Origin of the sequence: Pseudomonas sp. GD03944 (assembly GCF_029839275.1) — a bacterium.
In the GTDB taxonomy this organism is placed as follows: domain Bacteria; phylum Pseudomonadota; class Gammaproteobacteria; order Pseudomonadales; family Pseudomonadaceae; genus Aquipseudomonas.
Map to the genome: position 1 here is coordinate 390,256 of NZ_JAOCAH010000003.1, position 23,678 is coordinate 413,933.

Genomic DNA, 23,678 nt, shown 5'->3' on the forward strand with positions numbered 1-23,678 from the left:
TGCTGAAGCGAAGCGTCATATCGAATCGCCGGGGACTTGATTTTCGAATGCCCAAGGGTCGCCAGCAAACGGTCTGTTGAACCTGCTTTTTCCGAGGAGTATGAGCAATGAAAGCCTGGATCTGTCTCCCCCTGATGGTACTGGTGCTGGCCGGTTGTGCCGGCAAGACGGCGTACCGTGACACCTGCGCGACCCAGCTGGACGCGGCCTGGCAGGAACTCGACCTGGCCAAGGCCGAGGGTTTCGCCGGTACCGTGAGTTATTCCAAGGCGTTGTCGCTGCTGACCGCCGCCAAGACCCAGCAACAGTTCGAAGGCTACAAGGGCTGCACCAGCAAGTCCGAGCGAGCGCGTTTCTACATCCGTGAATCGCGGGCGGGCCGTTGATGCTGCTCGACTTCGCGCACCTGTCGCCCCTGGAGTGCTACCGCTGGCTGGCCTCGACGGTGACGCCCAGGCCGATCGCCTGGGTCTCGAGCCTGTCTGCCGACGGGGTCAGCAACCTGGCCCCGTTCAGCTTCTTCCAGGTGATCAGCGACGAGCCGCCGACCCTGATGATCAACGTCGGCACCCGTGACGACGGCAGCCTCAAGGACACTCTGCGCAACGTGCAGGCCACCGGCGAGCTGGTGATCCAGCTGGTGTCCTTCGCCCAGGCCGAAGCCATGAACGCCAGTGCGGCGGTGCTGCCCCACGGCATCAGCGAATTCGAGCACTGCGGCATTCCCACCCAGGCGTCCCAGCGCGTGGCGCCGCCGCGGGTGCTGGGCGCACCGGTGGCGTTCGAGTGCCGCGTGGCGCAGATCCAGCCGTACCCGGCCGACGCGCCGAACTGCCACCTGATCTTCGCCGAAGTCCTGCTGGCGCATGTCGACGACAAGGTGCTGACCGACAACGGCCGCATCGACCCGCACAAACTCGACCTGGTCGGGCGGCTCGGCGGCATGTCCTACAGCCGCACCCAGGACACCTTCGACATGCAGCGCCCGAGCTGAAGCTGCCCTCACTGCGACAAAAGCGACGCCGACATAGCTATTAGCACCAAACCCCCGGGTTGATGGCTTGTCGCCAGCAGCCTTGTGCTCCTATGTTTCCGGATGGACTGCGGGCAGCGCCGCTGCCTGGCTGTCATCCATGCGAGGGGGGAGCTATGTGGACTGTCCTGCACCGACGTGTCGCCAGTTTGAGCACCGCAACGAAACTGGCCCTGGGGTTTGGCGTGGTGCTGGCGCTGACGGCGCTGGTGGCAGCCACCGGATTTCTCGCGCTGCGTGACGTGGGCGCCCGTTCGGCCTTGCTCGAACGCATGAGTGCGATCAACAGCCAGGTGTCGCAGATCCGCCGCAGCGAGCAGGATTTCGCCCTCACTGGCGACAAGCAGCACGCCACCGACCTGCATGCCCAGGCCCAGGCCATTCTCGACGCCAGTACGGCGCTGCAGGCGGCGTTGCCGGCGGACGAGCGCCAGGTGCTGGATGATGTGGCCACCGCCCTGGCGGCCTACCGCGCGGCTTTCGACCGCTACGCCGAACAGAGCGACAACATGCGCTTGTCCCTGGAAGCCGCCACCTGGCTGGTGGTCAGCGCGTCCAACAGCCTCGACCTGCTCAAGGACGGCCTGGCCGAGGACGGCGTCGACCTGCTGAAGAACACCCAGGGGCTGGAAGGCGCCGACTCCGTACTGCAATCCAGCCAGATCAGCCAGGTGCACCAGTTGCTGCTGCGCGCCCTGGACCAGGCCCGGGTGCGTCTGGAACAGAGCCGCAGCAGTGGCGAAGCGGTGCAGACCACCATTCAGGAGGCCCTCGACGCCCAGACCCTGGCCGGCGAATTGCGCGACGCCATGGACGATCCGGGCTATGCCGCGGTCCTGGCGGAAGTGATCGGCAACGTCAATTCGTTCAACGACCGCCTCACCGAATACACCGGCCTCCTGCAGCAGCAGAAAACCGAGTACCAGAACCTGGTGCAACAGGCCGAGCGCATTCTCACGCTGGTCAACCAGGCCTACGACCGGCAGAAAGCCAGCCTGCAAGGGCAGTTGCAGGCCAGCACCTGGCTGATCGTACTGGCCACCGGGCTGGCGCTGCTGATCGGTCTGCTGGCGACCCTGGCCATTACCCTGCTGATCGTGCGCCCGCTCAAGCAGGTGATCGAGCAGGCCCGGCGCATTGCCGAGGGCGATCTCAGCGCGCGCATCGAGGTGCAGCGCAGCGATGAAGTCGGCCAGTTGCTGACAGCCATGCAGGGCATGTCCAGCAACCTGCGCGACATGGTCGGGCGGTTGCAGAGCGGGGTGATGCAGATTTCCGCCTCGGCCCAGTCGCTGTCCACCATCACCGAACAGACCCGGCTCGGAGTCAACGGGCAGAAGGTGGAGACCGACCAGGTCGCCACCGCCATGAACCAGATGACCGCCACCGTGCACGAGGTGGCACGCAACGCCGAAGCGGCGGCGTCTTCCACCGAACAGGCGGATCGCCGGGTGAACAGCGGGGTGGAGGTGGTGCAGCAGACCCTGGGGCGCATCAACCTGCTGGCCGCGGCGATGGACATCACCACCCAGAGCATCGAGCGGCTCAGCCAGGACACCCAGCGCATCGATTCGGTGCTCGACGTGATCAAGAGCGTGGCCGAGCAGACCAACCTGCTGGCGCTGAACGCGGCCATCGAAGCGGCCCGGGCGGGCGAGCAGGGGCGTGGTTTCGCGGTGGTCGCCGACGAAGTGCGGGCCCTGGCCCGGCGCACCCAGCAATCCACCGCGGAAATCGAAGGCCTGATCGCCACCCTGCGTGACGGTGCGCGGCGCTCGGTCGAAGACATCCGCCAGAGTGGCGCCCTGGTGGACCAGGCCGTGCAGGACGCCAACCAGACCGAAGGCGCGCTGGCCGAAATCGCCGCGGCCGTGACGGTGATCTTCGAGATGAACCAGCAGATCGCCGCCGCGGCCGAGCAGCAGAGTGCGGTGGCCGAGGAAATCAGCCGCAGCGTCACCTCGATCCGTGATATCGCCGACCAATCCGCCCTGGCCATGGACGAATCGGCCAGCTCGAGCATCCAGCTGGCGTCTCTGGGACGGGAGTTGCAGGGGCTGGCCGGGCACTTTCGCTTGTAAGAAGTCACAGTTTCGTGAGCAAAGGTAACTTTGGCCTTTGCCCGCCCCGCGCAGGTCAGTAGCATCGACCCACTTGCATGAGGAGTGAGCGATGCGCACGAAACTGGACGCCTGCCTGGACGCCGTCAACCAGGTGGTATTGGGCAAGGAGGCGCAGGTCCGTCTGGCCCTGACCTGCCTGCTGGCCCGTGGTCACCTGTTGATCGAAGACTTGCCCGGCATGGGCAAGACCACCCTCAGCCATGCCCTGGCCAAGGTACTGGGGCTGAGTTTCCAGCGTATCCAGTTCACCTCCGACCTGTTGCCTGGCGACATCCTCGGCACCTCGGTGTTCGACAAGGACACCGGGCAGTTCGTCTTCCACCCGGGGCCGGTGTTCGCCGAGCTGGTGCTGGCCGACGAGATCAACCGCGCCACGCCGAAAAGCCAGAGTGCGCTGCTCGAGGCCATGGAAGAAGGGCAGGTGACCATCGAGGGCGCCACCCGTCCGCTGCCGGAGCCGTTCTTCGTGATCGCCACGCAGAACCCGGTGAGCCAGGGCGGCACCTTTGCCTTGCCGGAATCGCAACTCGACCGTTTCCTGATGCGTCTTTCCCTCGGTTACCCGGCCATGGCGGCGGAAAAGGCGCTGCTGCTCGGCGATTCCCGCCGTTCGCTGCTGCCGCGTCTGGAACCGATCCTCGACCACCGCGAACTGGCGCTGCTGCAGGCCGAAGTGCCGAAGATCCGTGCCAGCGATGCGCTGGTGGACTACGTGCTGCGTCTGGTCGAAGCCACCCGCACCCAGCCACAGTTCGCCTGGGGGCTGTCGCCCCGGGGCAGCCTGGCGTTGCTCGGCGCCGCCCGCGCCTGGGCGCTGCTGGCCGGCCGCGACTACGTGATCCCCGAGGACGTGCAGGCCGTATTGCCGTCGGTGGCCGGCCACCGCCTGCGCGAACAGGCCGATCCCACCGGACACGGTGGCGGGGCATTGGTGCAGTGGCTGCTGCGCGAGGTACCGGTGCTTTGAGGAGCCTGTTCAGGCAGCGCTGGAGCCGCTGGCTGGCGCAGCGCATCCCTCCGGCGGCCAGTGTGCGCCTGACCCAGCGGCGGATCTTCATCCTGCCAACCCGGGTCGGCGTGGCCTTCGGCATCGCCTTGCTGCTGATGCTGCTGGCGGCCATCAATTACCAGAACAGCCTGGCTTATGGCCTGACCTTTCTGCTGGGCTCGGTGTTCATCGTCGCCATCCTGCACACCTACCGCAACCTCAGCGGCCTGGTGCTCAAGGCCGGCGGCGCCCGCTCGGTGTTCGTGCGCGAGCAGGGCCAGTTCCATGTCCGCCTGGAAAGCAGCGGCCGTGCCCACCAGGCCATCGCCCTCGGCTGGCCGCCCGCCGCGCTGCAGGCGCTGGATGTGCCGGCCCAGGGTGTCAGCGAATGCGAGTTGAGCGTGCCGGCGGTGCGCCGGGGTTGGCTGTGCCCGGGCCGCTTGCGGGTGGAGAGCCGCTTTCCCCTGGGCATCCTGGTGGCCTGGAGCTGGGTCGACCTGGACCAGTCGATGCTGGTCTACCCACGGCCGCTGGAAGGGGAAATGCCCCTGACCGCCGGCGCCGATGAAGACCCGGAGGACGAAGGCACGCGCGCCCACGGGCAGGGCGCCGACGACTTCCAGGGACTCAAGGGCTACCAGCCGGGCGACTCCAAGCGCCGCCTGCACTGGAAGGCCTATTCCCGCGGCCAGGGGCTGCTGGTCAAGGATTTCGCCTCGGTCAGCGGCCGTGACCTGCACCTGGATTTCGACGCACTGTCCGGCGATGTGGAAATGCGCCTGTCGCTGCTGTGCCATTGGGTGCTGCAGCTGTCCGAACGGCAACAGCCCTTCGCCCTGAGCCTGCCCGGCCAGCACCTGGCGGCCGACAGCGGCGATGCGCACCGCGAGGCGTGCCTGCGGGCTCTGGCGCTGTATGGGGTGAAACCATGAGCCAGGCACCGGCGATTCCCCGTATCAGCCTGACCTGGCTGCTGGTGGCCCAGGCCCTGGTGATCATCCCGCACCTGGCCAACCTGCCGCTCTGGGTGATCGGCCTGTGGCTGGGTTGTGCGGCCTGGCGCATCCAGATTTTTCGCATGCGGGCGCGTTACCCCAGCGGCCTGATCAAGCTGGGGCTGATGGTGGGTGCCGGCGGGGCGGTGTTCCTCAGCCGGGGCAGCCTGGTAGGGCTGGACGCGGGCGTGGTGCTGCTGGTCGCGGCGTTCGTGCTCAAACTGCTGGAAATGCGCACCAAGCGCGATGCCCTGGTGCTGATCTTCCTCGGCTTCTTCGTGGTGGTGACGGCCTACCTGTTCGACGACAGCATCCTGGTGGCGCTGTTCAGCCTGCTGCCGGTCACGGCGCTGCTGGCGGCGCTGATTGGTCTGCAGCAGAGCACCATCGCCGAGCGGCCGTGGCCCACTGTGCGGTTGGCCGGCGGCATGCTGTTGCAAGCGCTGCCGCTGATGCTGCTGCTGTTCATCTTCTTCCCGCGGCTGGGGCCGCTGTGGTCGCTGCCCGTGGCCAATGACCGCGGCGTCACTGGGCTGGCCGATAGCATGGCGCCCGGCGACATCGCCGAGCTGACCCGCTCGTCGGCCCTGGCCTTTCGCGCCAGCTTCGACGACGAGGCACCACCGCGCAGTCAACTGTACTGGCGGGCCCTGACCCTGGAACGCTTCGACGGCCGGCGCTGGTCGCAGTCGGTATTCGGCCAGGCGGAGCAGGCGCCGGCCTGGGAGCCGCGCGGCGAGCCGCTGAACTACAGCATCGTCATGCAGCCCAGCACCCAGCGCTGGCTGTTTGCTCTGGACGTGGGCCAGACCAACCTGGAAAACACCCGACAGATGAGTGACTTCCGCCTGCAGCGCGAGCGCCCGGTGGAGCGCTCGCTGTTGTACAGCGTCACTTCCTGGCCCCAGGCGGTGCGGGAACCGCAAGGGACCGAGAACGGCCTGCGCCGGGCCTTGCAGTTGCCAGCGGGAGGCGAGCCGCGCAGCCGCGCCTGGGCGGCGGAACTCAAGGCCCGGCACCCGCAGACCGAACAACTGGTCGCGGCACTGCTGCGGCATTTCAACCAGCAGCCGTTCCACTACACGCTGCGGCCGCCGCGCCTGGGGGCCAACAGCATCGACGACTTCCTGTTCGAGACGCGCAGCGGTTTCTGCGCCCACTACGCCGGGGCCATGACCTACGTGCTGCGGGCCGCGGGCATCCCGGCGCGGGTGGTGGCCGGTTACCAGGGCGGGGAATTCAACCCCAACGGCAACTACGTGCAGGTGCGCCAGTTCGACGCCCATGCCTGGGTCGAGTACTGGCAGCCCGAGAAGGGCTGGACCAGCGTGGACCCGACCTTCCAGGTCGCGCCGGAACGCATCGAGCTGGGCCTGGAAGAGGCGCTGGCCGAGGAGGGCAGCTTCCTCGAGGATTCGCCATTCTCGCCCCTGCGCTACCGCCAGCTGGCCTGGCTGAACGACCTGCGCATGGCCTGGGACACTCTCAACTACGGCTGGCAGCGCTGGGTGCTCGGTTACCAGAGCGCGCAGCAGCTGGAGTTTTTGCAGCGGTGGTTGGGCCGGGTGGACGGTCGCACTATGGCCATCGGCCTGGTGGGCGGCGGTGCGCTGCTGCTCGGGCTGGTGGCGCTGTGGATGTTCAAGCCCTGGCGCCGCGAGCGCGATGTGCAGCAGCGGGCCTTCCAGCGTTTCGAAACCCTGTTGGGCCGGCACGGTGTGCCACGCCTGCCGGGCGAGGGGCCGCGCGATTACGGGGTACGGGCAGCCCGGGCACTGCCGGAGCAGGGCGCGGCCATCCGCGCCTTCGTCGCCGCCTTCGAGGCGCAGCGCTATGGCGGCCGGGCAGCGTCGCCGGCGCAGCTGCGTGTGCTGCTGGCGGCACTGCGGCGCAGCCTGCCCTGGCGATTGACCCGGGTGAACCGGGATTGAGTACCATGGGCGTTCCCCCTAAGCACGAGGCAAGCCGATGACCCGTATGGTCGATGAACTGCTGGAGCAGGTGGTGCGGTTGCAAGTCAGCCTGCTGGCCTGCCGCGAACGGATGCGCGCCGGTACCGATGACGAAGCCCTGCATGACCTGCGCATCGCCATCCGTCGCTTGCGCAGCCTGCTGCGGCCGATGCGCGGCGTGCCCGCCTGCGAAGCGCTGGAGAACAGCGCGGCCGAAGTCGGGCGCCTGAGCAGCCCGCTGCGCGACCAGGAAGTGCTGCTGGCCTACCTCCGCAAGCAGGGCGTCACCACGGGACTCGCCGATCGGCAGCAGCGCGTGCAGGCCGGGTATGAGCGCCTGCTGGCCAGCAGCTCGCTGCGGGCGTTGTTCGTGGCCCTGGACGACTGGCCGGCGCGCTGGTTCCGCGCCGATGCCGAGGGCGAGCTGAAGAAGCTGCGGTCACGGGTGCGTCGGCGCCTGCGCAAGCAACAGCGGCGCCTGCTCGAGGCGCTGGATGATCCCGCCCACGACCGCCACCGGCTGCGCCTGCTGATCAAACGGGTGCGTTATGGGGCTGATGCCTACAGCGCCGAGTCGACACTGTCGAAACCGGCCAGAACCGCGCTGAAGAAAGCCCAGTCCGCCCTGGGCGAATGGCACGACACCATCCAGTGGCTGGGCCGTGCCGAGGTGGAAGCGGACCTGGCGCCCTGCGTCGACACCTGGCGTGCCGCATCGCTGCGGGCACAGGCTCGGGCCGATGAGGTGCTGCAAACCCTGCGCGGGCATTTGCAGGGCTAACGGCTCTAGTCCGCCGTTATCCCGCGTTTTTTGACCGAACCACCCTCAAGTTGGCTACCGATTCGCGTGCCCGATCCCCTAAGATCAGCCTCGCATTCCAGTCATGAGGTGGCTATGACCTTTTCCGAATTGCTGCTGGCGGTCCGCAACGACCCCCAGTCGGTGGTGATTCCTTCCGTGTGGGCCCAGGGCCGCGCCAGTTTCGGCGGCCTGGTCGGCGCACTGGTGTACGAGGCCATGCGGGCCCGGGTACCGGACGGCCGTCCGGTGCGTTCGCTGGCAGTGACCTTCGTCGGCCCGGTGGAGCCCGATGTGCCGGTGAGTTTCGAGGCCGAGGTGCTGCGCGAAGGCAAGGCGGTCAGCCAGGTGCTGGGCAAGGCGGTGCAGAAGGGCCAGGTGGTGACCATCATTCAGGGCAGCTTCGGGGCCTCCCGGGAATCGGCCATCGATGTGGCCGCCGAACCGGCGCCGTCCATGCCGGCGGTCGACGCCTGCCAGGAACTGCCCTACATCCGTAACGTGACCCCAGAATTCACCCGCTTCCTGGCCATGCGCTGGGGGCTGGGCGGCATGCCGTTCACCAACAACCCCTCGCGGGACATGGGCGGCTGGGTGCGCCTGCGCGATGAGCAAGAGGCACAGACCGTCACCGAGGCCCACCTGCTGGCGCTGGTGGATGCCTGGCCACCGGCCGTGCTGCCGCACCTGCGCTCGCCGGCGCCGGGCAGCTCGCTGACCTGGACCATTGAGTTCATCCAGCCGCTCCAGCCCCTGACCACGCTCGACTGGTGCCTGTACCGGGCACACATCGAGCACGCCCGTGACGGCTACGGCAACATCGCGGCCGGCCTCTGGACACCAACGGGGGAGTTGCTGGCGATCAGCCGGCAGACCGTGGCGGTCTTCGGCTAGGGTCGCCAGCGGGGCGGGTCATTTTCGGCGGTTGCGCCAGGCCCGCCACCATTCGCCGCTGAGCACGAAGCGTGGGAAGGTCACGAACTGCTCGACCAGCAGCGTCTTGAGGTCGGGCGGGTTGCCCGCGTCGTCCTCGTGGGCATGACCCCGGCGCTGCAGGACCACGCTGGCAACCAGGCCGATCACCCCGGTGACCAAAGCGACGAAGCTCCATTGGACCAGGCCGGTCAGCAGAACCAGGCAGGAGAGGATGAACAGCGGCACTGCCAGCAGGTGCAACAGCAGGTTGGTGGGGTGCTGGTGCCGCTGGCGATAGGTGTCTCGCTCGTGTGGTGAAGGTCGATCGTTACCCATACTGCAATCCTTGAGGCGTTAACGGGCAGTGTAGAAGCCCGCACGGCCGACCGGCGAATTGGCGATGGCTATCGACGAGATAGGAACGGCGCTGCCTCAGGCCTCGGCGTGCGGCGCGACAGCCGGCAGGTTGAAGAAACGCCGGGCGCACTCTGTGGTGTGACTCGCCAGGGCGGCTTGTGTTTCACCGCGGTGCAGGGCGACCTCGCGCAGCACCTCGCCGAGAAACGCCGGCTCGTTGCGCCCGCTCTTTGGCTTCGGGCGCAGGCTGCGCGGCAGCAGGAAGGGCGCATCGCTCTCCAGCATCAGGCGCCCGACCGGAATTTCACGGACCAGCGGGTGCAGGTGGGTGCCGCGGCGCTCGTCGCAGATCCAGCCGGTGATGCCGATGTGCAGATCCAGGTCGAGGTAGTTGAACAGCGCGCGTTTTTCGCCGGTGAAGCAGTGCACCACCGCCGCCGGCAACCGATCGCGGTAGTCGCGCAGGATCTCCACCAGCCGCTGGTCAGCGTCGCGCTCGTGCAGGAACACCGGCAACTGCAGCTCGACCGCCAGGGCCAGGTGTTCTTCCAGGACCTTTTCCTGCTGCGGGCGAGGGGAGAAGTCGCGGTTGAAGTCCAGGCCGCATTCGCCCACTGCCCGGACCTGCGCTTCGCCCAACAGGGCCTTGAGCTGGCGCGCGCTGTCGGCGCTCCAGCTGCTGGCGTCGTGCGGGTGAACACCGGCGGTGCTGAACAGGCGTTGCCCGGTGTCGTCCAGTTGTCGGCAGAGCGCCAGCGCCTGCTCGCTCTCGGTCACACTGGTGCCGGTCAGCACCAGTTGGCACACGCCGGCGGCATAGGCCCGTTGGAGCACGGCTTCACATTGTGTGGCGAGGCTGGGGTGGGTCAGATTGACGCCGATGTCGATGAGCTGCATGGTGCTACCTGTTCGAATGAGCGTGCAGCATATCAGAGCTTTTTTATTTTTTAATAAATCCAATAAATACAAGTACTTATTGGAATCTATTGATGTTGGGTAAGAGCTTTTGCTGGCGCCTGGTCGGCGGCTGTGCGACGCTCCGCGCCCTTTTTGCGCTTCGGGAACCTGCCGAACGCAGCCATACTCTCAGTCGGTCCGTTTTCCGTGTGCGAACAGACCGTCTCCTGGAGCCCTGATGCCGCGATTGCTGTTTCTTCTGTGCCTGCTCGTGCTGCCGCTCTCGGTGGTCGCGCGTGTGGCTGGGCCGCCGGAAGTGACACAGCCGACCCAGGCCCGGGACCTGACCAGCATTCGCCAGAGCGGCGAGTTGCGGGTGCTGGTGAACCAGAGCCGCAACAGTTCCGGCGAGGTGAAGGGACAGAGCATCGGGGTCGAATACCCGCGCCTGCGCGCCTTCGAGCAGTACCTGAACCGTAACTCCCGGGATGGGCGCAAACTCAAGCTGAAGATCATTCCCAAGGCCAAGGACCAGTTGCTGGGCGCCCTGCAGCGCGGCGAAGGTGACCTGGTGGCACCCGGCGAGCTGCTGGTGGTGCGCCCTGGCAGCCACGTCAGCGCCAGCGCGGCGATTCGCAGCAATGTGCCGCTGATCGTCGTCGGGCGGCAGGGCGAGCGACGCTACCAGCAGATCGAGCAGATGGCCGGGCGCAGCATGGCGTTGCCGGCCGGCAGCGCGGCCGGCGAGGCGCTGCGCCTGATCAATCAGAAACTCATACTCGCCAAGCTGCCGCCGATCATCATCGAATGGGTCGACCCCAGCCTGGCGGTCGAGGACGTGCTGGAGATGGTCCAGGCCGGCATCTTCAGCATGACCGCGGTCGAGCAGCCGATCGCCGAGCGCTGGGCCAAGGTGATGCCCAAGCTGCGCCTGGATCGCCACCTGGTGCTGGCCGACGACGGCGACCTGCGCTGGTACATCCGCCGCGACACACCGCTGCTGGGCGCCAGCATGGACCGGTTCATGGCCGGCTACCGCCACCCGGACGACCAGGATGCGGCGTTCCAGCGTGTCTATCGCCGCCTGTACAAGGTGCATTACCCCCTCGGCCGTACCGAACGCCAGCGCCTGGAGAAGGTGCGTCCCACGTTGCAGCGTTATGCCTTGCAGCACGAGTTCGACTGGCTGGCGCTGGCGGCGCTGGCGTTCAAGGAATCGACGCTCAACCCCAACGCCCGGGGTGCCGGCGGCGCCACCGGGCTGATGCAGATCACCCCGGCCGCCGCGCGCAGCGTCGGGGTCAGCAACATCGGCAAACTGGACAACAACGTGCAGGCCAGCGCCAAGTACCTGGCCATGATCCGCCGCTCCTATTTCAATAGCCCCCAACTCAATGAACGCGAGCGCATGGCCTTCGTCCTGGCGGGCTACAACATGGGGCCGCAGCGGGTGCAGAGCATGCGCGCCGAGGCGCGCCGCCGGGGGCTGAACCCCAACCAGTGGTTCTTCCAGGTCGAGCGAATCGCCATGGAGCAGGTGGGCATGGGCGTCGTCAGCTATGTCAACAGCGTGAACAAGTACTACCTTGCTTATGACCGGGAGCGATATTTGCTGGAGCCCCAGCAGGCCTCGGCAACCGTGCGCAAGTAATCGAATATGACGATACTTTATACCGGTTTTTTCCGCTTTGAATATTCATGAATTGATTTAATCTGCACGCCATCACTTCCCAACACAACCACAACAAGGACTGCTGTTCATGAGCACACTGATCAAATCGGTTACATCGACTCAAGCGGGTTACGGCCTGACCATCCTGCGCATCATCGTCGGCATCACCTTCGCTGCCCACGGCGCGCAGAAGCTGTTCGGCTGGTTTGGCGGCTACGGCCTGGAAGGCGTTGGCCAGTTCATGGAAAGCCTCGGCCTGACGCCGGGTTACCTGATGGCCCTGGGCGCGGGCAGTGCCGAGTTCTTCGGCGGTATCGCCCTGATCATCGGCCTGCTGGTTCGTCCGGCGGCTGCGGTCCTGGCGCTCACCATGGTGGTGGCGATTTTCACCGCGCACTTCGCCAACGGCTTCTTCATGTCCAACGGCGGCTACGAGTTCGCCCTGGCGCTGCTGGCGGCGAGCGTGGCGATCCTGATCGAAGGCGCTGGCAAGCTGTCGCTGGACAAGCAGATCGGCAACTGACCGATCCGCACCCTGAAAAAGACCCGCCCCGTGCGGGTCTTTTTCATTGGGCTTCGGGATTGTCCCGGCGCGCGCTGGCCAGCTGTTCGGCGGCATCCAGGCGCAGGCGTTCCTGCTCATCGAAGCCTTCTTCGGCCAAGCGTTTGATGGCGCTGCTCTTGTCGGTGGCGCTCAGTCCCGGGTTGCCTTCGATTTCCGATTTGCTCGCCAGGTAGGTGGCGATGCGGCGGTTCCAGCTCTGGCGCTGCTGGTCCAGGGTTTCCAGGCGCTGGGTCGCTTCGGCACCAACCAGTTGCTGGCGCAACTGGCGGATCTGCGCCGCGCTGGCACCTTCGGCGCGCAGGCGGGCGGTCTGCTGACGCAGGTCGTTCTGCAGTTGCGGCAGGATGGCGTCCTGCATCTCCGGGGGCAGGCTGTCGCGTAACTGATCGACTGCGGCGGCCTTGGCCGCGTCGTCCAGCTCGCGGTCATGCTGGATCGCCAGGCGCTGCAGGGTGAACTGGTTGTAGGCCTCTTCGCGGGCGAAGAAAGCCTGGTGTACCTCGCTGCTGAACAGACGGGCGCGCAAGGCTTGCACCCCGGCTTCGCGCTGGCGCAGGGCGTCGAGGTTGCCCATCTGCGGCAGGTCGCGTTCGAACTGGATCAGCTCGCGCTTGTAGTCCAGGTAGCTGTCGAGCAGGGCCAGCGCCTGGTCCCGGGCCGGGAGGGGCAGCTGGCTGGTGATGTAGGTCTGCAGTCGGGCGACGCTGGTGCGCAGCGGCTCCTCGCCGATGGCCGCGAGGAAGTAATCGAAGATCCGCCGGATGTCCTCGCTGATCACCAGGTTGCCGCTGTCGTCGACGCGGAAGGTGCCGTCGATCCGGGTGCCGGCGAAAGAGGCGGGCAGGTCGGTTGGCGCTGCCGTCTTGGTTTTGCTGTCTTCGCGCAGCGGCTGCAAATCGACCAGCGGGGCATCGGTGACAGGGGCCGTCGTGCGGGTGTGTTGGGCGGCGGGCGCTGCCGGTTCGTCGAGCGGTTGCAGGTACAGCAGACCGCCGAGGGACGCGAGGAACAGAACAGGTAACAGAAGCAGAAGCTTTTTCACGGGCGCGCTCATCAGCCAGGCAAAAAGGGCACAGCGGGGCCGCAGGGGCCCCGCTGAAAGGGGGTTACAAGCCGTCGTTCTTCAACCGATTGGCATGTTGACGGTACACCGTTACCGGGTCGGTCTCGAACAGGCTGGTCAGGCCGAGGGTCTGGTTGACCTCGTCGAGGTGGTTCATCCGGTAGTTGTCGCGAATGACCTTGCCCAGGCGCGAACTGCAGCGCCCCACCAGGCCATCGTTGGCCTCGCCGTTGAAGGTCAGCGAGCTGGCCCCCATCAGTGCGTCGCTCGGGTCGAGCAGGTTGGTCAGCGGGCTGGTACCGCTCCAGGAGTAATAGCGCACGCCGCCGACGCTGTAGGCGCCCTCGCCGCAGGCCGAGGTCGGGATGCCCTGCGGATACTTGGCGTTGAATTTCGCCGCGCCCTGGCTGTTCAGCGAGGCCAGTGCGCCCAGCGAATTCTGCGGCGTGGTGCTGGAGCTGCCGGAGAGGAAGTTGATCAACCCGCCCAGGCCGTTGACGATGCCCGCCAGCAGGGTTTCGCCGGCCGAGCCGGGCGGCACGTTGCGGATGAAGTCGGCGGTGGCCGAGCCCTTGTGGGGGGCGCCGACGCTGGTCACCGAGGCCACCAGTTGCGGGCGTACCGCGGCGACGTAACGGATGGTCGGGCCGCCGTGGCTGTGGCCGACCAGGTTGACCTTGGGTTTGCCGCTGATGGCGACGATTTCCTCGACCTGGTCGAGCAGTTGCTCGCCCCGGGCTTCGGAGGTGTCCAGCTGGCTGACCTCCGTGATGTACACCGTGGCGCCGTCGCGGCGCAGGGCGGCGGGGATGCCGTACCAGTAGTCGATCCCGAGGATGCTGTCGAAGCCCAGCATGCCGTGGGTGAGGACCACCGGGTATTTGGTTTGCGTATAGCCTGAGGATCCGAACCAGGCTGCCTGGGTCTGGCCTGATGCCAACAGGCCGGCTCCGAGGCAGAGGGCGAGCAGAGTCTTGTTATTGTTCATTGGTGCTCTCGCTAGTGGTGTGACGGGCAGTTAAGGTCATCCATGCTGCCAACTGACCCCATCCCGGGGTGTACGACGGCGATGGCGCTCCCGCATGAAGCGTGCCAGATGCCTTGAATCAGGCAGGAGAGGCTCTATGGCGGGCGTTTCGGACAGGCAGGCCGTGCCTGGCGCCCAAACCCGGGTGTTACGTGGGGACACGCCGGCCTGGTGCGTGCCACTCATGACAGAGCGCCCTGGAAGGCCCGTGGCACGCGGCATCGGCGGGTGGGCAGGGGGACCAATCGAAGGTTGGGGATCGCCGACCGGCTGGTCAGGCGCCGCCTTGACAGCGTCAGGCGTATTTCTCTAGGATGCAGCCGCATTGCGCCGATTTAAACAGCTACTTGCGGGGCGCCGAGTAACTTGCTTCAGGCAAGACTCTGAGAAGACTTCCACGGAGGCTTCGAAATACCGCTAAAGCGCTGGTTCGGTGTCGCCTCTCACCGCTGCCCAGCGGGATTTTCGAGGCGGAGATTCGAGCCCATGACTCGTCCCCAACCCTGCATGCGCCTGGCCCCGATCACCTCGGGCCTGGTCCTGCGCAACCCGCGCATTCTCCTGGGCGGTAGCCACCAGCCCACCTTGTTGCGTTACCTCGAAGGCTGGCCCAAGCGCTGGGCTGGGCCGCGTACCTTCCGTATCCAGTTCGTGCAGAACGATGAATCGCTCGGGCGTTTTCCCAGCGACAGCTTCGACCTGGCCGTGGTCCAGGCCCCGTCGGCGGCTCGCCTGTCGGAGGCGGTCAGCGATCTGGTACGGGTCGCCCGCCAGGGCCTGATCACACGGCGCTGAGCCCATGGAACTACCGCGTTTTCCCGAAGGCACCTGCCTGTACATCAAGGAATTCGACGTGCCGCTGGCCCATGTGCCGGGTCAGGGGTGGGTGAACTGGTTTGGCGGGCGCCCGCGCGCCTATGATCCGGCCGGGCTCAAACCGGGCAACCACTGGCCGGCGTCGTGGGACGCATGGGTCGAGGTGCTGCAGGCGTCGCTGAAGTAACCGGCTGCTGCTCGGTTCAGGGGTAATCGATGGCGACCACGTACCAGGTCTTCTCGCCGGTGGGCGTCTGCACCCGGACTTCCGCGTCCAGGCTCTTGCCGACCAGGGCGCGGGCCAGGGGCGAGTCGATGCTGATCAGGTTCAACTTGAGGTCCAGCTCGTCCGGGCCGACGATGCGGTAGCGCGACTCCTCGCCGTCCTCGTCTTCCAGGGTGACCCAGGCGCCGAAGTAGACCTTGTCGGGGTCGCTGGGGCGGGCGCTGATCACCTTGAGGTTTTCCAGGCGCTTGGTCAGGAAACGCACGCGGCTGTCGATCTCGCGCAGCATCTTCTTGCCGTAGGTGTACTCGGCGTTTTCCGAGCGATCGCCCTGGGCGGCAGCTTCGCTGACCGACTGGGTGACCTGGGGACGGCGCACGTGCCACAGCTCGTGCAGTTCGGCCCGCAGGCGCGCCTCGCCTTCAGGCGTAATGAGGGGCGTGCCGGCGGAACGAGGGGGGCGATAACGGCTCATGGACTGGCTGCGAGGCTGGTAAAGCGCGAGTCTATCAGCCCTCGCGCAACACCGTCAGCGGGCTGGCATTCAGCGCCCGTCGCGTGCCCAGCACGCCTGCGCTGCCCACCAACAGGGCACCGATCAGCGGCAACAGCAGGAGCCACGGGTGCGGGCTCCATTGCAGGTCGAACGCATAGCGGTACAGCAGGAAGCTGATCAGCTCGCACCCCAGGGCCGCCAGCACGCCACTGGCAGCGCCCAGCAGGCCGAACTCGGTGCGTCGGGCCTTCTGCATCAGCGCGCGTTCGGCACCCAGGGCACGTAGCAGGGCGCCTTGGCGAATGCGTTCATCCAGCGTCGCCTGCAGCCCGGCGAACAGCACTGCCAGCCCGGCCGCGAGCACGAACAGCAGGACGAACTCGATGGCCACCGTCACCTGGGCCAGGATGCTGCGCAGCTGGGCCAGCAGGGCTTCGACCTGCAGCAGGGTGACGGCGGGGAATGCCCGGGACAGTTCGACCAGCTCGCGCTCCTGGTTCGCCGGCAGGTGGAAGCTGGTGAGGTAGGTCACCGGCAGGTCCTGCAGGGTGCCTGGCTCGAAGATCATGTAGAAGTTGGGCTGGAAGCTGTTCCAGTCCACCTCGCGCAGGTTGGTCACCTGCACCTCGCGGTTCAGGCCGCCGACGGTGAAGGTCAGGCGGTCGCCCAGCGTGAGCTGCAGACTTTCCGCCAATTCGGACTCCACCGACACCCCGGGCAGGTCGCTGGCCGGCGCGGCGCTCCACCAACTGCCGGCGGTGAGGCGGTTGTCAGCCGGCAGGTCGGCGGCCCAGGTCAGGCTGAGGTCGCGCTGGATCGCCCGTTCGCCGCGGCTCTCCTTGGTCACCAGCTGACGCACCGGCTCACCGTTGATCATGATCAGGCGCCCCGGGACCACCGGGTAGAGCGGAGCCGGGTGTGGCGACAGTTCGGCCAGGCGCGCCGCGAAAGCGTCCTTCTCCGTCGGCAGGACGTTGAGGGCGAAATGGTTGGGCGCGTCTTCCGGCAACTGGTCCTGCCAGGTGTCCAGCAGCTCACCGCGCAGCAGGGCGATCAGCGCCATGGCCAGGATGATCAGGCCGAAGGCCAGGGACTGGCCAGCGGCCGCCAGCGGGTGGCGCAGCAGCTGACCCAGGCCCAGGCGCCAGGGCAATGTGGCACCGGCCAGCAGGCGACGCAGCCCTTGCAGGCCGAGCAGCAACAGGCCGCCAAGCAGCGCGGCCGCCAGCAGGCCGCCGCCCAGCAGGGCGAAGGTCAGCTGCAGGTCCAGGCTCAGGCGCCACATGATCACGCCCAGGGCGAGCAGGGCGGCGCCATACACCAGCCAGGAGCTGGCGGGCACGGGTAGCAGGTCGCGGCGCAGCACCCGCAGCGGCGGTACACGGCCCAGGGCCGCCAGGGGCGGCAGGCCAAAACCGGCCAGGGCGACCAGGCCGGTCGCCATCCCGGCAATGGCCGGCCAGGCATCGCCAGGCGGTACTTCGGCCGGCAGCAAACCTTGCAGCAAATAGAAGAGGGCGTATTGGCCGAACCAGCCGAGCAGGGCGCCGGTGAGGCTGGCAGCCAGGCCGAGAATGGCCAGTTGCAGGCTGAACAGGCCGAGCGCCTGGTTGCGCGAAAGGCCCAGGCAACGCATCAGGGCGCTGGCATCGAAACGGCGGGCGGCGAAGCGTGCCGCCGAGAGTGCCACGGCCACGCCGGCCAGCAGCACGGCGGCCAGGCTGGCCAGGTTCAGGTAGCGTTCGGCGCGGCCCAGGGCACCGCCGACCTGGCGGCTGCCATCGCGGGCATCTTCTAGGCGCTGGTGCGGTTCGAGGCCAGGCGTGACCGCGTCGCGGTAGGTCGCCAGGGCTTCGGCGTCGCCGCGCCATTGCTCGCGGTAACGCACGCGGCTGCCCGGCTGCACGACCCCGGTGGCTGCCAGGTCGTCCAGGTGAATGAGGACGTGGGGATTGAGGCTGTAGAAATCGCCGGCTTCGTCCGGCAGGTAGGTCAGGACCCGGCTGAGGCGCAGGGTCTTGGCGCCGACTTCGATGCTGTCGCCGGGTTTCAGGTCGAGTGCGGCGAACAGGCGGGCTTCGGCCCAGGCTTCGCCGGGGCGCGGGCCATCGCCCACTTCCTCTGCACCATAGGGTTCGGCGGCGCTCTTCAGCTGGCCGCGCAGCGGGTAGGCATCATCGCCGGCCTTGATGCTGGCCAACTGGATGTTTTCGTCGCCGGCGATCACGCTGGAGAACTCGACGACCCGGGCATGTTCCAGGCCGGCCTGTTTGCCGCTGTCTATCTGCTCCTGGCGCGCGGGGGCCGAACCGCTCAGCAGCAGATCGGCGCCGAGGAATTCGCTGGCGCGCAGCATCATGCCGTCGTTGAGGCGGGCACTGAAGTAGCCGATGGCGGTGCTGGCGGCCACGGCCACCAGCAGGGCGAAGAACAGCACGCGCAATTCGCCGGAGCGGGCATCGCGCAGCAACTGGCGGCTCGCCAGCGAGAACAGCCGGGAAAACGGGAGTCGGGTCATCAGGGTTCCACGTGGTCGACGAGGTGGCCCGCTTCGAGGCGGATCAGACGATGACAGCGGTGCGCCAGGCGTTCGTCATGGGTGACCAGGACCAGCGTGGCGCCGCGTTCCTTGTTCAGCTCGAACAGCAGGTCACTGATGCGCTCGCCGGTGTGGCTGTCGAGGTTGCCGGTGGGTTCGTCGGCGAACAGCACGTCGGGCTCGGCGGCGAAGGCCCGGGCGATTGCCACGCGCTGCTGCTCACCGCCGGACAGCTGGCGCGGGTAGTGGGAGAGACGCTGGCCCAGGCCGACGCGTTCGAGCAGGCTGCGGGCGCGCTCGCGGGCATCGTTGCGGCCTTCGAGTTCGAGCGGCAGCATCACGTTTTCCAGCGCATTGAGGCTGTCGAGCAACTGGAACGACTGGAAGACGAAACCGACGTGCTCGGCGCGCACCCGGGCGCGCTGGTCTTCGTCGAGGGTTTCCAGGTCGTGACCGGCCAGGGCGACGCTGCCGCCACTGGGCAGGTCCAGGCCGGCGAGCAGGCCCAGGAGGGTGGATTTGCCGGAACCCGAACTGCCTACGATCGCCAGGCTGTCGCCTTGCAGCAGATCGAGGGACAGGTCGTGAAGAATGGTTAACTCGCCTTCCGCGCTGGGAACCACTTTGCTAAGGTTGCGCGCCGTGAGAATGCTTGAGCCCATGGAGAATCCGATGCGTGCATGGTTGATCAGTACCGCCGTTGCCCTGTTGCTGTGGGGGCCGGCTGCTTGCGCGGGTACCGTGCTGGTCGTCGGCGATAGTATCAGCGCCGCTTTTGGCCTGGATACCCGCCAGGGATGGGTCGCGCTGCTGGAAAAACGCCTGCAGGAGCAGGGTTTCGAGCACCGCGTGGTCAATGCGTCGATCAGTGGCGACACCAGTGCAGGTGGCGCCGCGCGGCTCCCGGCGCTGCTTGCAGAGCATCGGCCGGAGCTGGTCGTGCTCGAGCTGGGAGGCAACGATGGCCTGCGTGGACAGCCCCCTGCCCAATTGCAACAGAATCTTGCGTCCATGGTCCGGCAGTCCCAGGAGATCGGGGCCAAGGTGCTCATCCTCGGTATGCGCCTGCCGCCCAACTACGGGCAGCGTTACACCACAGCCTTCGCTGCGGTGTACCCGAAGGTCGCGGAAGAGTCCGGTTCGGCCCTGGTGCCCTTCGTGCTGGAAGGCATCGGTGGCGTGCCGGGCATGATGCAGGACGATGGTCTGCATCCTTCCATCGAGGCCCAGCCGGTGCTGCTGGACAACGTCTGGCCCGCACTGGAACCCATGCTCTGACACCTCGGCGCGGCGGCCGTCCTGCAAGGTTCGCCACGTAACCGTCAGTACTGATTTCCCGAGTCGGCGAGGCGCGTGGTCTCGCTGCTTTGCCGGGCTTTCCTGCTCACAGTGTTTCGGCTAATGTGGCGGCCCTGCCATGGAGCCCTAGATGCCGCGTCCCGCCTGGTCTGTGCATGCCTATCAACTGATCGAACCAGACGAACAGCTCGACCTGTTCGCCTGCCGTGAAGTGCGCGTGCACCTGGTCGAACGGCAACTGGAGCTGGCGGGCCACGCCGACCGGACCCTGTGCGGTGGTCTGTTGCCGGCGCAGCCGCGCTGGCAGGCGCTGGATGCCACCTGGCTGCGTGACAGACGCCTGTGCCCGAGTTGCAAGGCGGTGTTCGATGCCCAGCGTCGTGGCGAGCGCGCCCACTGGGCCGAATTCGACTGACCCAAACGTAACAGCGGATTGTCCGGGCCTCCCGCAGTACGGGGCGCCGGTGTACAATCGCGATCTGAATTCACTGCCATTCTTACCAAGGATTTCCGGATGTTGTCGCGCACTCCCGCCGTCGCCCGTTGCCTGTCTCTTGCCTCGCTGATGGCGCTTGCCAGCCCAGCCATGGCCATGGAGTTGCCGTTGCCGCCACCCGGCGAGGATATCGTGGGTCAGGTTCAGGTCATCAAGGCCAAGTACGAAGACACCTTTGCCGACATCGGCGTGGCCAATGACCTGGGTTACCTGGAAATGGTCGTGGCCAACCCGGGCATCGATCCCTGGCTGCCGGGCGAGGGCGCCGAGATCATCCTGCCGACACGTTTCATCCTGCCGCCGGGTCCCCGCGAAGGGATCGTGATCAACCTGGCCGAGTACCGCCTGTACTACTACCCGAAAGGGCAGAACGTGGTGCACACCTACCCGCTGGGCATCGGTCGCGAAGGCTGGAGCTCGCCGGTGGCCAACGCGCGCATCACCGCGAAGACCCCGAACCCGGGCTGGTACCCACCCAAATCCATCCGTGAAGAGCATGCCGCCGATGGCGATCCGCTGCCGAGCTACGTGCCGCCAGGTCCGGACAACCCGCTGGGGCCGTACAAGATGGCGCTGTCGGTGCCGGGTTACCTGATTCACGGGTCGAACAAGAAGTTCGGCATCGGCATGCGCGTCAGCCACGGCTGCTTCCGCATGCTCAACCACAACGTGCTGCAACTGGCCGACATGGCGCCAGTGGGCACCTCGGTGCGCATCATCAACGAGCCGTACAAGTTCGGTCGCAGTGGCGGCAAGATCTATCTGGAGGCCCATGCGCCGCTGGATGACGAAGGCACCGATGCCTCGGTGGTCGACAAGCACACCGCCGTGATCAATACGCTGCTCAAGCGCGACGAACTGGGCGAGCTGCGCCTGGACTGGGAAATGGTCCGCGAGATCGTGGCGTCGGAAGATGGCTTGCCGGTCGAGATCGCAAACGAAACCGCGACAATTGCACACGTGGATGAGCACGCACTCTGATCATCACGCAGAGTTATTGACTAAAACCCGCCTGACGTTAGCGTCAGGCGGGTTTTTTATTGTTCGCAACTTTCGACGGGCAATAAAAAAGCCGACCCACTAAGTGGGTCGGCTTTAGTAGTAGCCGTTGCGGGCTATTACTTGCGGCTGGCTTTTTCCAGCATACGCAGAGCGCGCTCGTTGGCTTCGTCAGCAGTTTGCTGAGCCTTCTGAGCAGCAGCCAGAGCTTCATCAGCCTTGCGGTAGGCTTCGTCGGCACGGGCTTGGGCGCGAGCAGCTGCGTCTTCGGTAGCAGTCAGACGAGCTTCAGTTTCTTTGGAGATGCTGCTGCAACCGGTAGCCAGAACTGCGGCCAGGGCCAGAGCAGAGAATTTCAGAACGTTGTTCATCGTGTTCCCCTTAAGGTGGAGTTTTCCATAAAAGCAATTTCCAAACGGTAGGAAATTAGCCGGCGTACATACTACCTATAACTTGTAGTAAGTAAACTGAGCCGAATCAAGTACGGCCTGTTTTTTTTGCATGGCGGAAGCGTCTGACATGCCGGAGCGATGTTTTGTATAAAAACTAGACAGTTCCGCTGCTATTTGATGTACCGACAGCGCGTTAGTTCGCTACGGCTTGAAATCTTCATTTAAAAGCACGGCTGACAATAAGGGCTTTCGACGTTCCTTGCTCGGCTATCCGTGCGCCATTTCAGTGCAACATCCTTTAGCTGTCCCTCACGGACTCCTGGGGCATCGCTCTACCTGGCTACCCGATTGAGCAACAGGTCTCTAAGTGGTTGATTTGGCGTGGCTGAGTGGCGATCAGGCTGATAAGCTCGGCACATCTGGAAACAAGAATAATCGCGGCCTAATCAAGGATGTGCCCATGTCCAAGCTGATCAAGTGGGGTCTGTTGTCAGTACTGGCGATCGCTGTGCTGATCAAGTTGTCGTTGTGGTTGTCCGTGCGCTCGATCGTCAATGACGCGAGTGACCGCCTGTCGCCGTTCATGGACATCAGCTATGGCGGCATCACGTCGTCTTTCGATGGCCGTGTGGGCCTCGAGAACGTCAAGATTCATATCCCGATGATGCGCGACAGCCTGCATGTCGCCCATGCCGAGCTCAAGTTCAACGGCCTCGGCGAACTGTTGCGTTTCAAGGAACGCCTGGCCGAAGGCAAGTTTCCCGAGCAGATGGCCGTCAGCCTCAAGGGGCTGACCCTGGATGTGCACGGCCCGTTCATGCAGAGCCTGTATGACACGCCGGCCGAGCGCAGCGTTTTCACGTCCATGAGCGAAGTGGCGTGTGGCAAGGTGCGCACCATCGGCACCAGCGAGTTGCTGGACATGGGCTATCGCACCTTCGAGTCCGACGGTGAGTTCTCCTACCTGTTCCAGCCTGGCGCACAGAAGCTCACGTTCAACCTGACGGCCGATACCCGGGACATGGGTGAGTTGCGCGTCGGCTTGTCGCTGGCCAACATGCCCGAGAAGCCCGTCGACCTGCAGCTGAAGCCGCCGCGGGTGCAGTGGGTGAGCGTCGAGGTCAACGACAACCAGTACCAGCGCAAGGTCCAGTCGTACTGTGCCGGCAAGCTGGGCCAGGACCACGCCACCTACCTGAAGACTGCCGTGCGGCAGTTCGACAAGGTGCTGCGCAGCCAGCGCATCGCCCTCGATCAGCCGGTGCTGGACGCCTATAGCCGCTACCTCGATGACCCGCAGTCGCTGCGCATCGAGCTGGACCCTACCGAGGGCATGGCGTGGGATGGCCTGCAGTTCTTCGACGCCAAGGATGTGCTGGCGATGATGCGACCGACGGTGCTGGTGAACCGCGAAAACGTCCAGCCCCTCGGCTTCGCCTGGGTCGACCCGTCTGCCCGGCCTGCGCCGGCGCAAGGCGAGCTGATGCCGGCGGTCGAGCAGGTGCCGGTGACCAGCGGTGCTACGGATGGGTTTGTCAGCGTGGCCAGCTTGGCCGATCATGTGGGCAAGCGTTTGCGTTTCGTGACCTATGATGGCACTTACTACCAGGGCATCTTGACACGGGTAGTGAACGATAAGGCGTTTCTGAGCCTCCAAGGCGGTAATGGCACGGCAGAGATGTCGCTGCGGTTGGATAAGATCAATACTGTACGGGTGCAGTTCTAGGGGAGAAGTGATGAGCGAGGCGTTGTCCATTCACCATGACCAGGGCGGTCATCAATTCGAGACCACAGTGGATGGTGATCGTGCCTACCTGGCGTATATGGATCTGGGTAAGCAGACGCTGGATATCTATCGGACCTTCGTGCCGAACTCGCTGCGTGGCCGTGGCATCGCCGCAGCCCTGACCGAGCATGCACTGCAATATGCAGAACGCATGGGTTACACCGTGATTCCATCGTGCTCCTACGTGGAGCGCTACATGGAGCGGCGTCAGCGCCAGCCCGCCAAAAGCTGAGTCCAGACGCA

25 protein-coding genes are annotated in these 23,678 nt (G+C 65.9%); 17 read left to right on the forward strand and 8 right to left on the reverse strand.

Features of this window, described 5'->3' with window-relative positions:
- Window positions 1-107: 107 nt before the first annotated feature.
- The 8 genes from N5C28_RS07765 to N5C28_RS07800 all read left to right on the forward strand — a co-directional run bounded on the left by N5C28_RS07765 (window position 108) and on the right by N5C28_RS07800 (window position 8,784).
- Window positions 108-386, forward strand: coding sequence for a hypothetical protein (locus N5C28_RS07765; RefSeq protein WP_279821418.1), 279 nt, complete (start codon window positions 108-110; stop codon window positions 384-386).
- A complete protein-coding gene (locus N5C28_RS07770; RefSeq protein WP_279821419.1) occupies window positions 386-994 on the forward strand; it encodes a flavin reductase family protein in 609 nt (202 codons plus the stop codon). Before N5C28_RS07765 ends, N5C28_RS07770 begins: the two co-directional genes overlap by 1 nt.
- Before the next feature lie 155 nt (window positions 995-1,149).
- On the forward strand, window positions 1,150-3,114 hold the full coding sequence (locus N5C28_RS07775; RefSeq protein ID WP_279821420.1) for a methyl-accepting chemotaxis protein: 1,965 nt from the start codon (window positions 1,150-1,152) through the stop codon (window positions 3,112-3,114).
- A 91-nt stretch (window positions 3,115-3,205) separates the two neighbouring features.
- The gene (locus N5C28_RS07780) at window positions 3,206-4,123 is read left to right on the forward strand and encodes a MoxR family ATPase (protein WP_279821421.1); all 918 of its coding nucleotides are present in this window, start codon (window positions 3,206-3,208) and stop codon (window positions 4,121-4,123) included.
- The gene (locus N5C28_RS07785; RefSeq protein ID WP_279821422.1) at window positions 4,120-5,076 is read left to right on the forward strand and encodes a DUF58 domain-containing protein; all 957 of its coding nucleotides are present in this window, start codon (window positions 4,120-4,122) and stop codon (window positions 5,074-5,076) included. The genes N5C28_RS07780 and N5C28_RS07785 overlap by 4 nt, the downstream gene beginning before the upstream one ends.
- Window positions 5,073-7,070: a DUF3488 and DUF4129 domain-containing transglutaminase family protein gene (locus tag N5C28_RS07790; RefSeq protein WP_279821423.1), complete on the forward strand. Its 1,998-nt coding sequence runs from the start codon at window positions 5,073-5,075 to the stop codon at window positions 7,068-7,070. The genes N5C28_RS07785 and N5C28_RS07790 overlap by 4 nt, the downstream gene beginning before the upstream one ends.
- Window positions 7,071-7,107: 37 nt before the next feature.
- Window positions 7,108-7,872, forward strand: a complete 765-nt coding sequence (locus tag N5C28_RS07795; RefSeq protein ID WP_279821424.1) for a CHAD domain-containing protein — start codon at window positions 7,108-7,110, stop codon at window positions 7,870-7,872.
- Window positions 7,873-7,986: 114 nt separating this feature from the next.
- Window positions 7,987-8,784 (forward strand): thioesterase family protein, encoded by a 798-nt coding sequence (locus tag N5C28_RS07800; RefSeq protein WP_279821425.1) that lies wholly within the window; start codon window positions 7,987-7,989, stop codon window positions 8,782-8,784.
- 18 nt (window positions 8,785-8,802) lie between these two features.
- On the opposite strand, the gene N5C28_RS07805 is transcribed toward N5C28_RS07800, so the two are convergent.
- Entirely contained in the window at window positions 8,803-9,141 is a 339-nt protein-coding gene (locus N5C28_RS07805; RefSeq protein WP_279821426.1) for an Mpo1-like protein, read from the reverse strand.
- Window positions 9,142-9,237: 96 nt separating this feature from the next.
- Window positions 9,238-10,059 (reverse strand): TatD family hydrolase, encoded by an 822-nt coding sequence (locus N5C28_RS07810; protein ID WP_279821427.1) that lies wholly within the window; start codon window positions 10,057-10,059, stop codon window positions 9,238-9,240.
- Window positions 10,060-10,297: 238 nt separating this feature from the next.
- Between N5C28_RS07810 and N5C28_RS07815 the strand changes: the two genes are divergently transcribed.
- Both N5C28_RS07815 and N5C28_RS07820 read left to right on the forward strand, forming a co-directional pair.
- Window positions 10,298-11,710: a transglycosylase SLT domain-containing protein gene (locus tag N5C28_RS07815; protein WP_279821429.1), complete on the forward strand. Its 1,413-nt coding sequence runs from the start codon at window positions 10,298-10,300 to the stop codon at window positions 11,708-11,710.
- A gap of 109 nt (window positions 11,711-11,819) precedes the next feature.
- A complete protein-coding gene (locus tag N5C28_RS07820; RefSeq protein ID WP_279821430.1) occupies window positions 11,820-12,254 on the forward strand; it encodes a DoxX family protein in 435 nt (144 codons plus the stop codon).
- A 43-nt stretch (window positions 12,255-12,297) separates the two neighbouring features.
- Here the strand turns inward: N5C28_RS07820 and N5C28_RS07825 are convergent, their stop codons facing one another.
- Both N5C28_RS07825 and N5C28_RS07830 read right to left on the reverse strand, forming a co-directional pair.
- Window positions 12,298-13,338, reverse strand: coding sequence for a lipase secretion chaperone (locus N5C28_RS07825; protein WP_279821431.1), 1,041 nt, complete (start codon window positions 13,336-13,338; stop codon window positions 12,298-12,300).
- Between the two features lie 64 nt (window positions 13,339-13,402).
- Window positions 13,403-14,347, reverse strand: a complete 945-nt coding sequence (locus N5C28_RS07830) for a triacylglycerol lipase (protein WP_279821433.1) — start codon at window positions 14,345-14,347, stop codon at window positions 13,403-13,405.
- Window positions 14,348-14,872: 525 nt separating this feature from the next.
- Between N5C28_RS07830 and N5C28_RS07835 the strand changes: the two genes are divergently transcribed.
- The gene (locus tag N5C28_RS07835; protein WP_279821434.1) at window positions 14,873-15,181 is read left to right on the forward strand and encodes a class I SAM-dependent methyltransferase; all 309 of its coding nucleotides are present in this window, start codon (window positions 14,873-14,875) and stop codon (window positions 15,179-15,181) included.
- 4 nt (window positions 15,182-15,185) lie between these two features.
- Window positions 15,186-15,389, forward strand: coding sequence for a hypothetical protein (locus tag N5C28_RS07840; RefSeq protein WP_279821436.1), 204 nt, complete (start codon window positions 15,186-15,188; stop codon window positions 15,387-15,389).
- 16 nt (window positions 15,390-15,405) lie between these two features.
- On the opposite strand, the gene greB is transcribed toward N5C28_RS07840, so the two are convergent.
- From greB to N5C28_RS07855, 3 genes are read right to left on the reverse strand one after another with little or no spacing between them, the layout of a single operon-like run.
- The gene (gene greB / locus N5C28_RS07845; RefSeq protein ID WP_279821437.1) at window positions 15,406-15,903 is read right to left on the reverse strand and encodes a transcription elongation factor GreB; all 498 of its coding nucleotides are present in this window, start codon (window positions 15,901-15,903) and stop codon (window positions 15,406-15,408) included.
- A 34-nt stretch (window positions 15,904-15,937) separates the two neighbouring features.
- Window positions 15,938-18,442, reverse strand: coding sequence for an ABC transporter permease (locus N5C28_RS07850; RefSeq protein ID WP_279821438.1), 2,505 nt, complete (start codon window positions 18,440-18,442; stop codon window positions 15,938-15,940).
- The gene (locus N5C28_RS07855; protein ID WP_279821440.1) at window positions 18,442-19,125 is read right to left on the reverse strand and encodes an ABC transporter ATP-binding protein; all 684 of its coding nucleotides are present in this window, start codon (window positions 19,123-19,125) and stop codon (window positions 18,442-18,444) included. Before N5C28_RS07855 ends, N5C28_RS07850 begins: the two co-directional genes overlap by 1 nt.
- 10 nt (window positions 19,126-19,135) lie before the next feature.
- Here N5C28_RS07855 and N5C28_RS07860 point away from each other — a divergent pair, with 10 nt between their 5' ends.
- The 3 genes from N5C28_RS07860 to N5C28_RS07870 all read left to right on the forward strand — a co-directional run bounded on the left by N5C28_RS07860 (window position 19,136) and on the right by N5C28_RS07870 (window position 21,239).
- Complete coding sequence (locus tag N5C28_RS07860; RefSeq protein WP_279821442.1) at window positions 19,136-19,741, forward strand: arylesterase; 606 nt, start codon at window positions 19,136-19,138, stop codon at window positions 19,739-19,741.
- Window positions 19,742-19,892: 151 nt separating this feature from the next.
- Window positions 19,893-20,177, forward strand: a complete 285-nt coding sequence (locus tag N5C28_RS07865; protein WP_279821444.1) for a hypothetical protein — start codon at window positions 19,893-19,895, stop codon at window positions 20,175-20,177.
- Between the two features lie 99 nt (window positions 20,178-20,276).
- Window positions 20,277-21,239 (forward strand): L,D-transpeptidase family protein, encoded by a 963-nt coding sequence (locus tag N5C28_RS07870; RefSeq protein ID WP_279821445.1) that lies wholly within the window; start codon window positions 20,277-20,279, stop codon window positions 21,237-21,239.
- A 137-nt stretch (window positions 21,240-21,376) separates the two neighbouring features.
- Here N5C28_RS07870 and oprI read toward each other — a convergent pair whose 3' ends face one another.
- On the reverse strand, window positions 21,377-21,628 hold the full coding sequence (oprI, locus tag N5C28_RS07875; RefSeq protein WP_106740573.1) for an outer membrane lipoprotei OprI: 252 nt from the start codon (window positions 21,626-21,628) through the stop codon (window positions 21,377-21,379).
- A 481-nt stretch (window positions 21,629-22,109) separates the two neighbouring features.
- Here oprI and N5C28_RS07880 point away from each other — a divergent pair, with 481 nt between their 5' ends.
- Together N5C28_RS07880 and N5C28_RS07885 are read left to right on the forward strand one after the other, a co-directional pair.
- Window positions 22,110-23,375, forward strand: coding sequence for a hypothetical protein (locus tag N5C28_RS07880; RefSeq protein ID WP_279821447.1), 1,266 nt, complete (start codon window positions 22,110-22,112; stop codon window positions 23,373-23,375).
- A gap of 10 nt (window positions 23,376-23,385) precedes the next feature.
- On the forward strand, window positions 23,386-23,667 hold the full coding sequence (locus N5C28_RS07885) for a GNAT family N-acetyltransferase (RefSeq protein ID WP_279821449.1): 282 nt from the start codon (window positions 23,386-23,388) through the stop codon (window positions 23,665-23,667).
- Window positions 23,668-23,678: the final 11 nt, after the last annotated feature.

Excerpts from the sequence above, each read along its gene's own strand:
- N5C28_RS07765 (WP_279821418.1), top strand. The coding sequence starts at position 108 with ATGAAAGCCTGGATCTGTCTCCCCCTGATGGTACTGGTGCTGGCCGGT.
- N5C28_RS07770 (WP_279821419.1), top strand. The coding sequence starts at position 386 with ATGCTGCTCGACTTCGCGCACCTGTCGCCCCTGGAGTGCTACCGCTGG.
- N5C28_RS07775 (WP_279821420.1), top strand. The coding sequence starts at position 1,150 with ATGTGGACTGTCCTGCACCGACGTGTCGCCAGTTTGAGCACCGCAACG.
- N5C28_RS07780 (WP_279821421.1), top strand. The coding sequence starts at position 3,206 with ATGCGCACGAAACTGGACGCCTGCCTGGACGCCGTCAACCAGGTGGTA.
- N5C28_RS07790 (WP_279821423.1), top strand. The coding sequence starts at position 5,073 with ATGAGCCAGGCACCGGCGATTCCCCGTATCAGCCTGACCTGGCTGCTG.
- N5C28_RS07795 (WP_279821424.1), top strand. The coding sequence starts at position 7,108 with ATGACCCGTATGGTCGATGAACTGCTGGAGCAGGTGGTGCGGTTGCAA.
- N5C28_RS07800 (WP_279821425.1), top strand. The coding sequence starts at position 7,987 with ATGACCTTTTCCGAATTGCTGCTGGCGGTCCGCAACGACCCCCAGTCG.
- N5C28_RS07805 (WP_279821426.1), bottom strand. The coding sequence starts at position 9,141 with ATGGGTAACGATCGACCTTCACCACACGAGCGAGACACCTATCGCCAG.
- N5C28_RS07810 (WP_279821427.1), bottom strand. The coding sequence starts at position 10,059 with ATGCAGCTCATCGACATCGGCGTCAATCTGACCCACCCCAGCCTCGCC.
- N5C28_RS07815 (WP_279821429.1), top strand. The coding sequence starts at position 10,298 with ATGCCGCGATTGCTGTTTCTTCTGTGCCTGCTCGTGCTGCCGCTCTCG.
- N5C28_RS07820 (WP_279821430.1), top strand. The coding sequence starts at position 11,820 with ATGAGCACACTGATCAAATCGGTTACATCGACTCAAGCGGGTTACGGC.
- N5C28_RS07830 (WP_279821433.1), bottom strand. The coding sequence starts at position 14,347 with ATGAACAATAACAAGACTCTGCTCGCCCTCTGCCTCGGAGCCGGCCTG.
- N5C28_RS07835 (WP_279821434.1), top strand. The coding sequence starts at position 14,873 with ATGACTCGTCCCCAACCCTGCATGCGCCTGGCCCCGATCACCTCGGGC.
- N5C28_RS07840 (WP_279821436.1), top strand. The coding sequence starts at position 15,186 with ATGGAACTACCGCGTTTTCCCGAAGGCACCTGCCTGTACATCAAGGAA.
- greB (WP_279821437.1), bottom strand. The coding sequence starts at position 15,903 with ATGAGCCGTTATCGCCCCCCTCGTTCCGCCGGCACGCCCCTCATTACG.
- N5C28_RS07850 (WP_279821438.1), bottom strand. The coding sequence starts at position 18,442 with ATGACCCGACTCCCGTTTTCCCGGCTGTTCTCGCTGGCGAGCCGCCAG.
- N5C28_RS07855 (WP_279821440.1), bottom strand. The coding sequence starts at position 19,125 with ATGGGCTCAAGCATTCTCACGGCGCGCAACCTTAGCAAAGTGGTTCCC.
- N5C28_RS07860 (WP_279821442.1), top strand. The coding sequence starts at position 19,136 with ATGCGTGCATGGTTGATCAGTACCGCCGTTGCCCTGTTGCTGTGGGGG.
- N5C28_RS07865 (WP_279821444.1), top strand. The coding sequence starts at position 19,893 with ATGCCGCGTCCCGCCTGGTCTGTGCATGCCTATCAACTGATCGAACCA.
- N5C28_RS07870 (WP_279821445.1), top strand. The coding sequence starts at position 20,277 with ATGTTGTCGCGCACTCCCGCCGTCGCCCGTTGCCTGTCTCTTGCCTCG.
- oprI (WP_106740573.1), bottom strand. The coding sequence starts at position 21,628 with ATGAACAACGTTCTGAAATTCTCTGCTCTGGCCCTGGCCGCAGTTCTG.
- N5C28_RS07880 (WP_279821447.1), top strand. The coding sequence starts at position 22,110 with ATGTCCAAGCTGATCAAGTGGGGTCTGTTGTCAGTACTGGCGATCGCT.
- N5C28_RS07885 (WP_279821449.1), top strand. The coding sequence starts at position 23,386 with ATGAGCGAGGCGTTGTCCATTCACCATGACCAGGGCGGTCATCAATTC.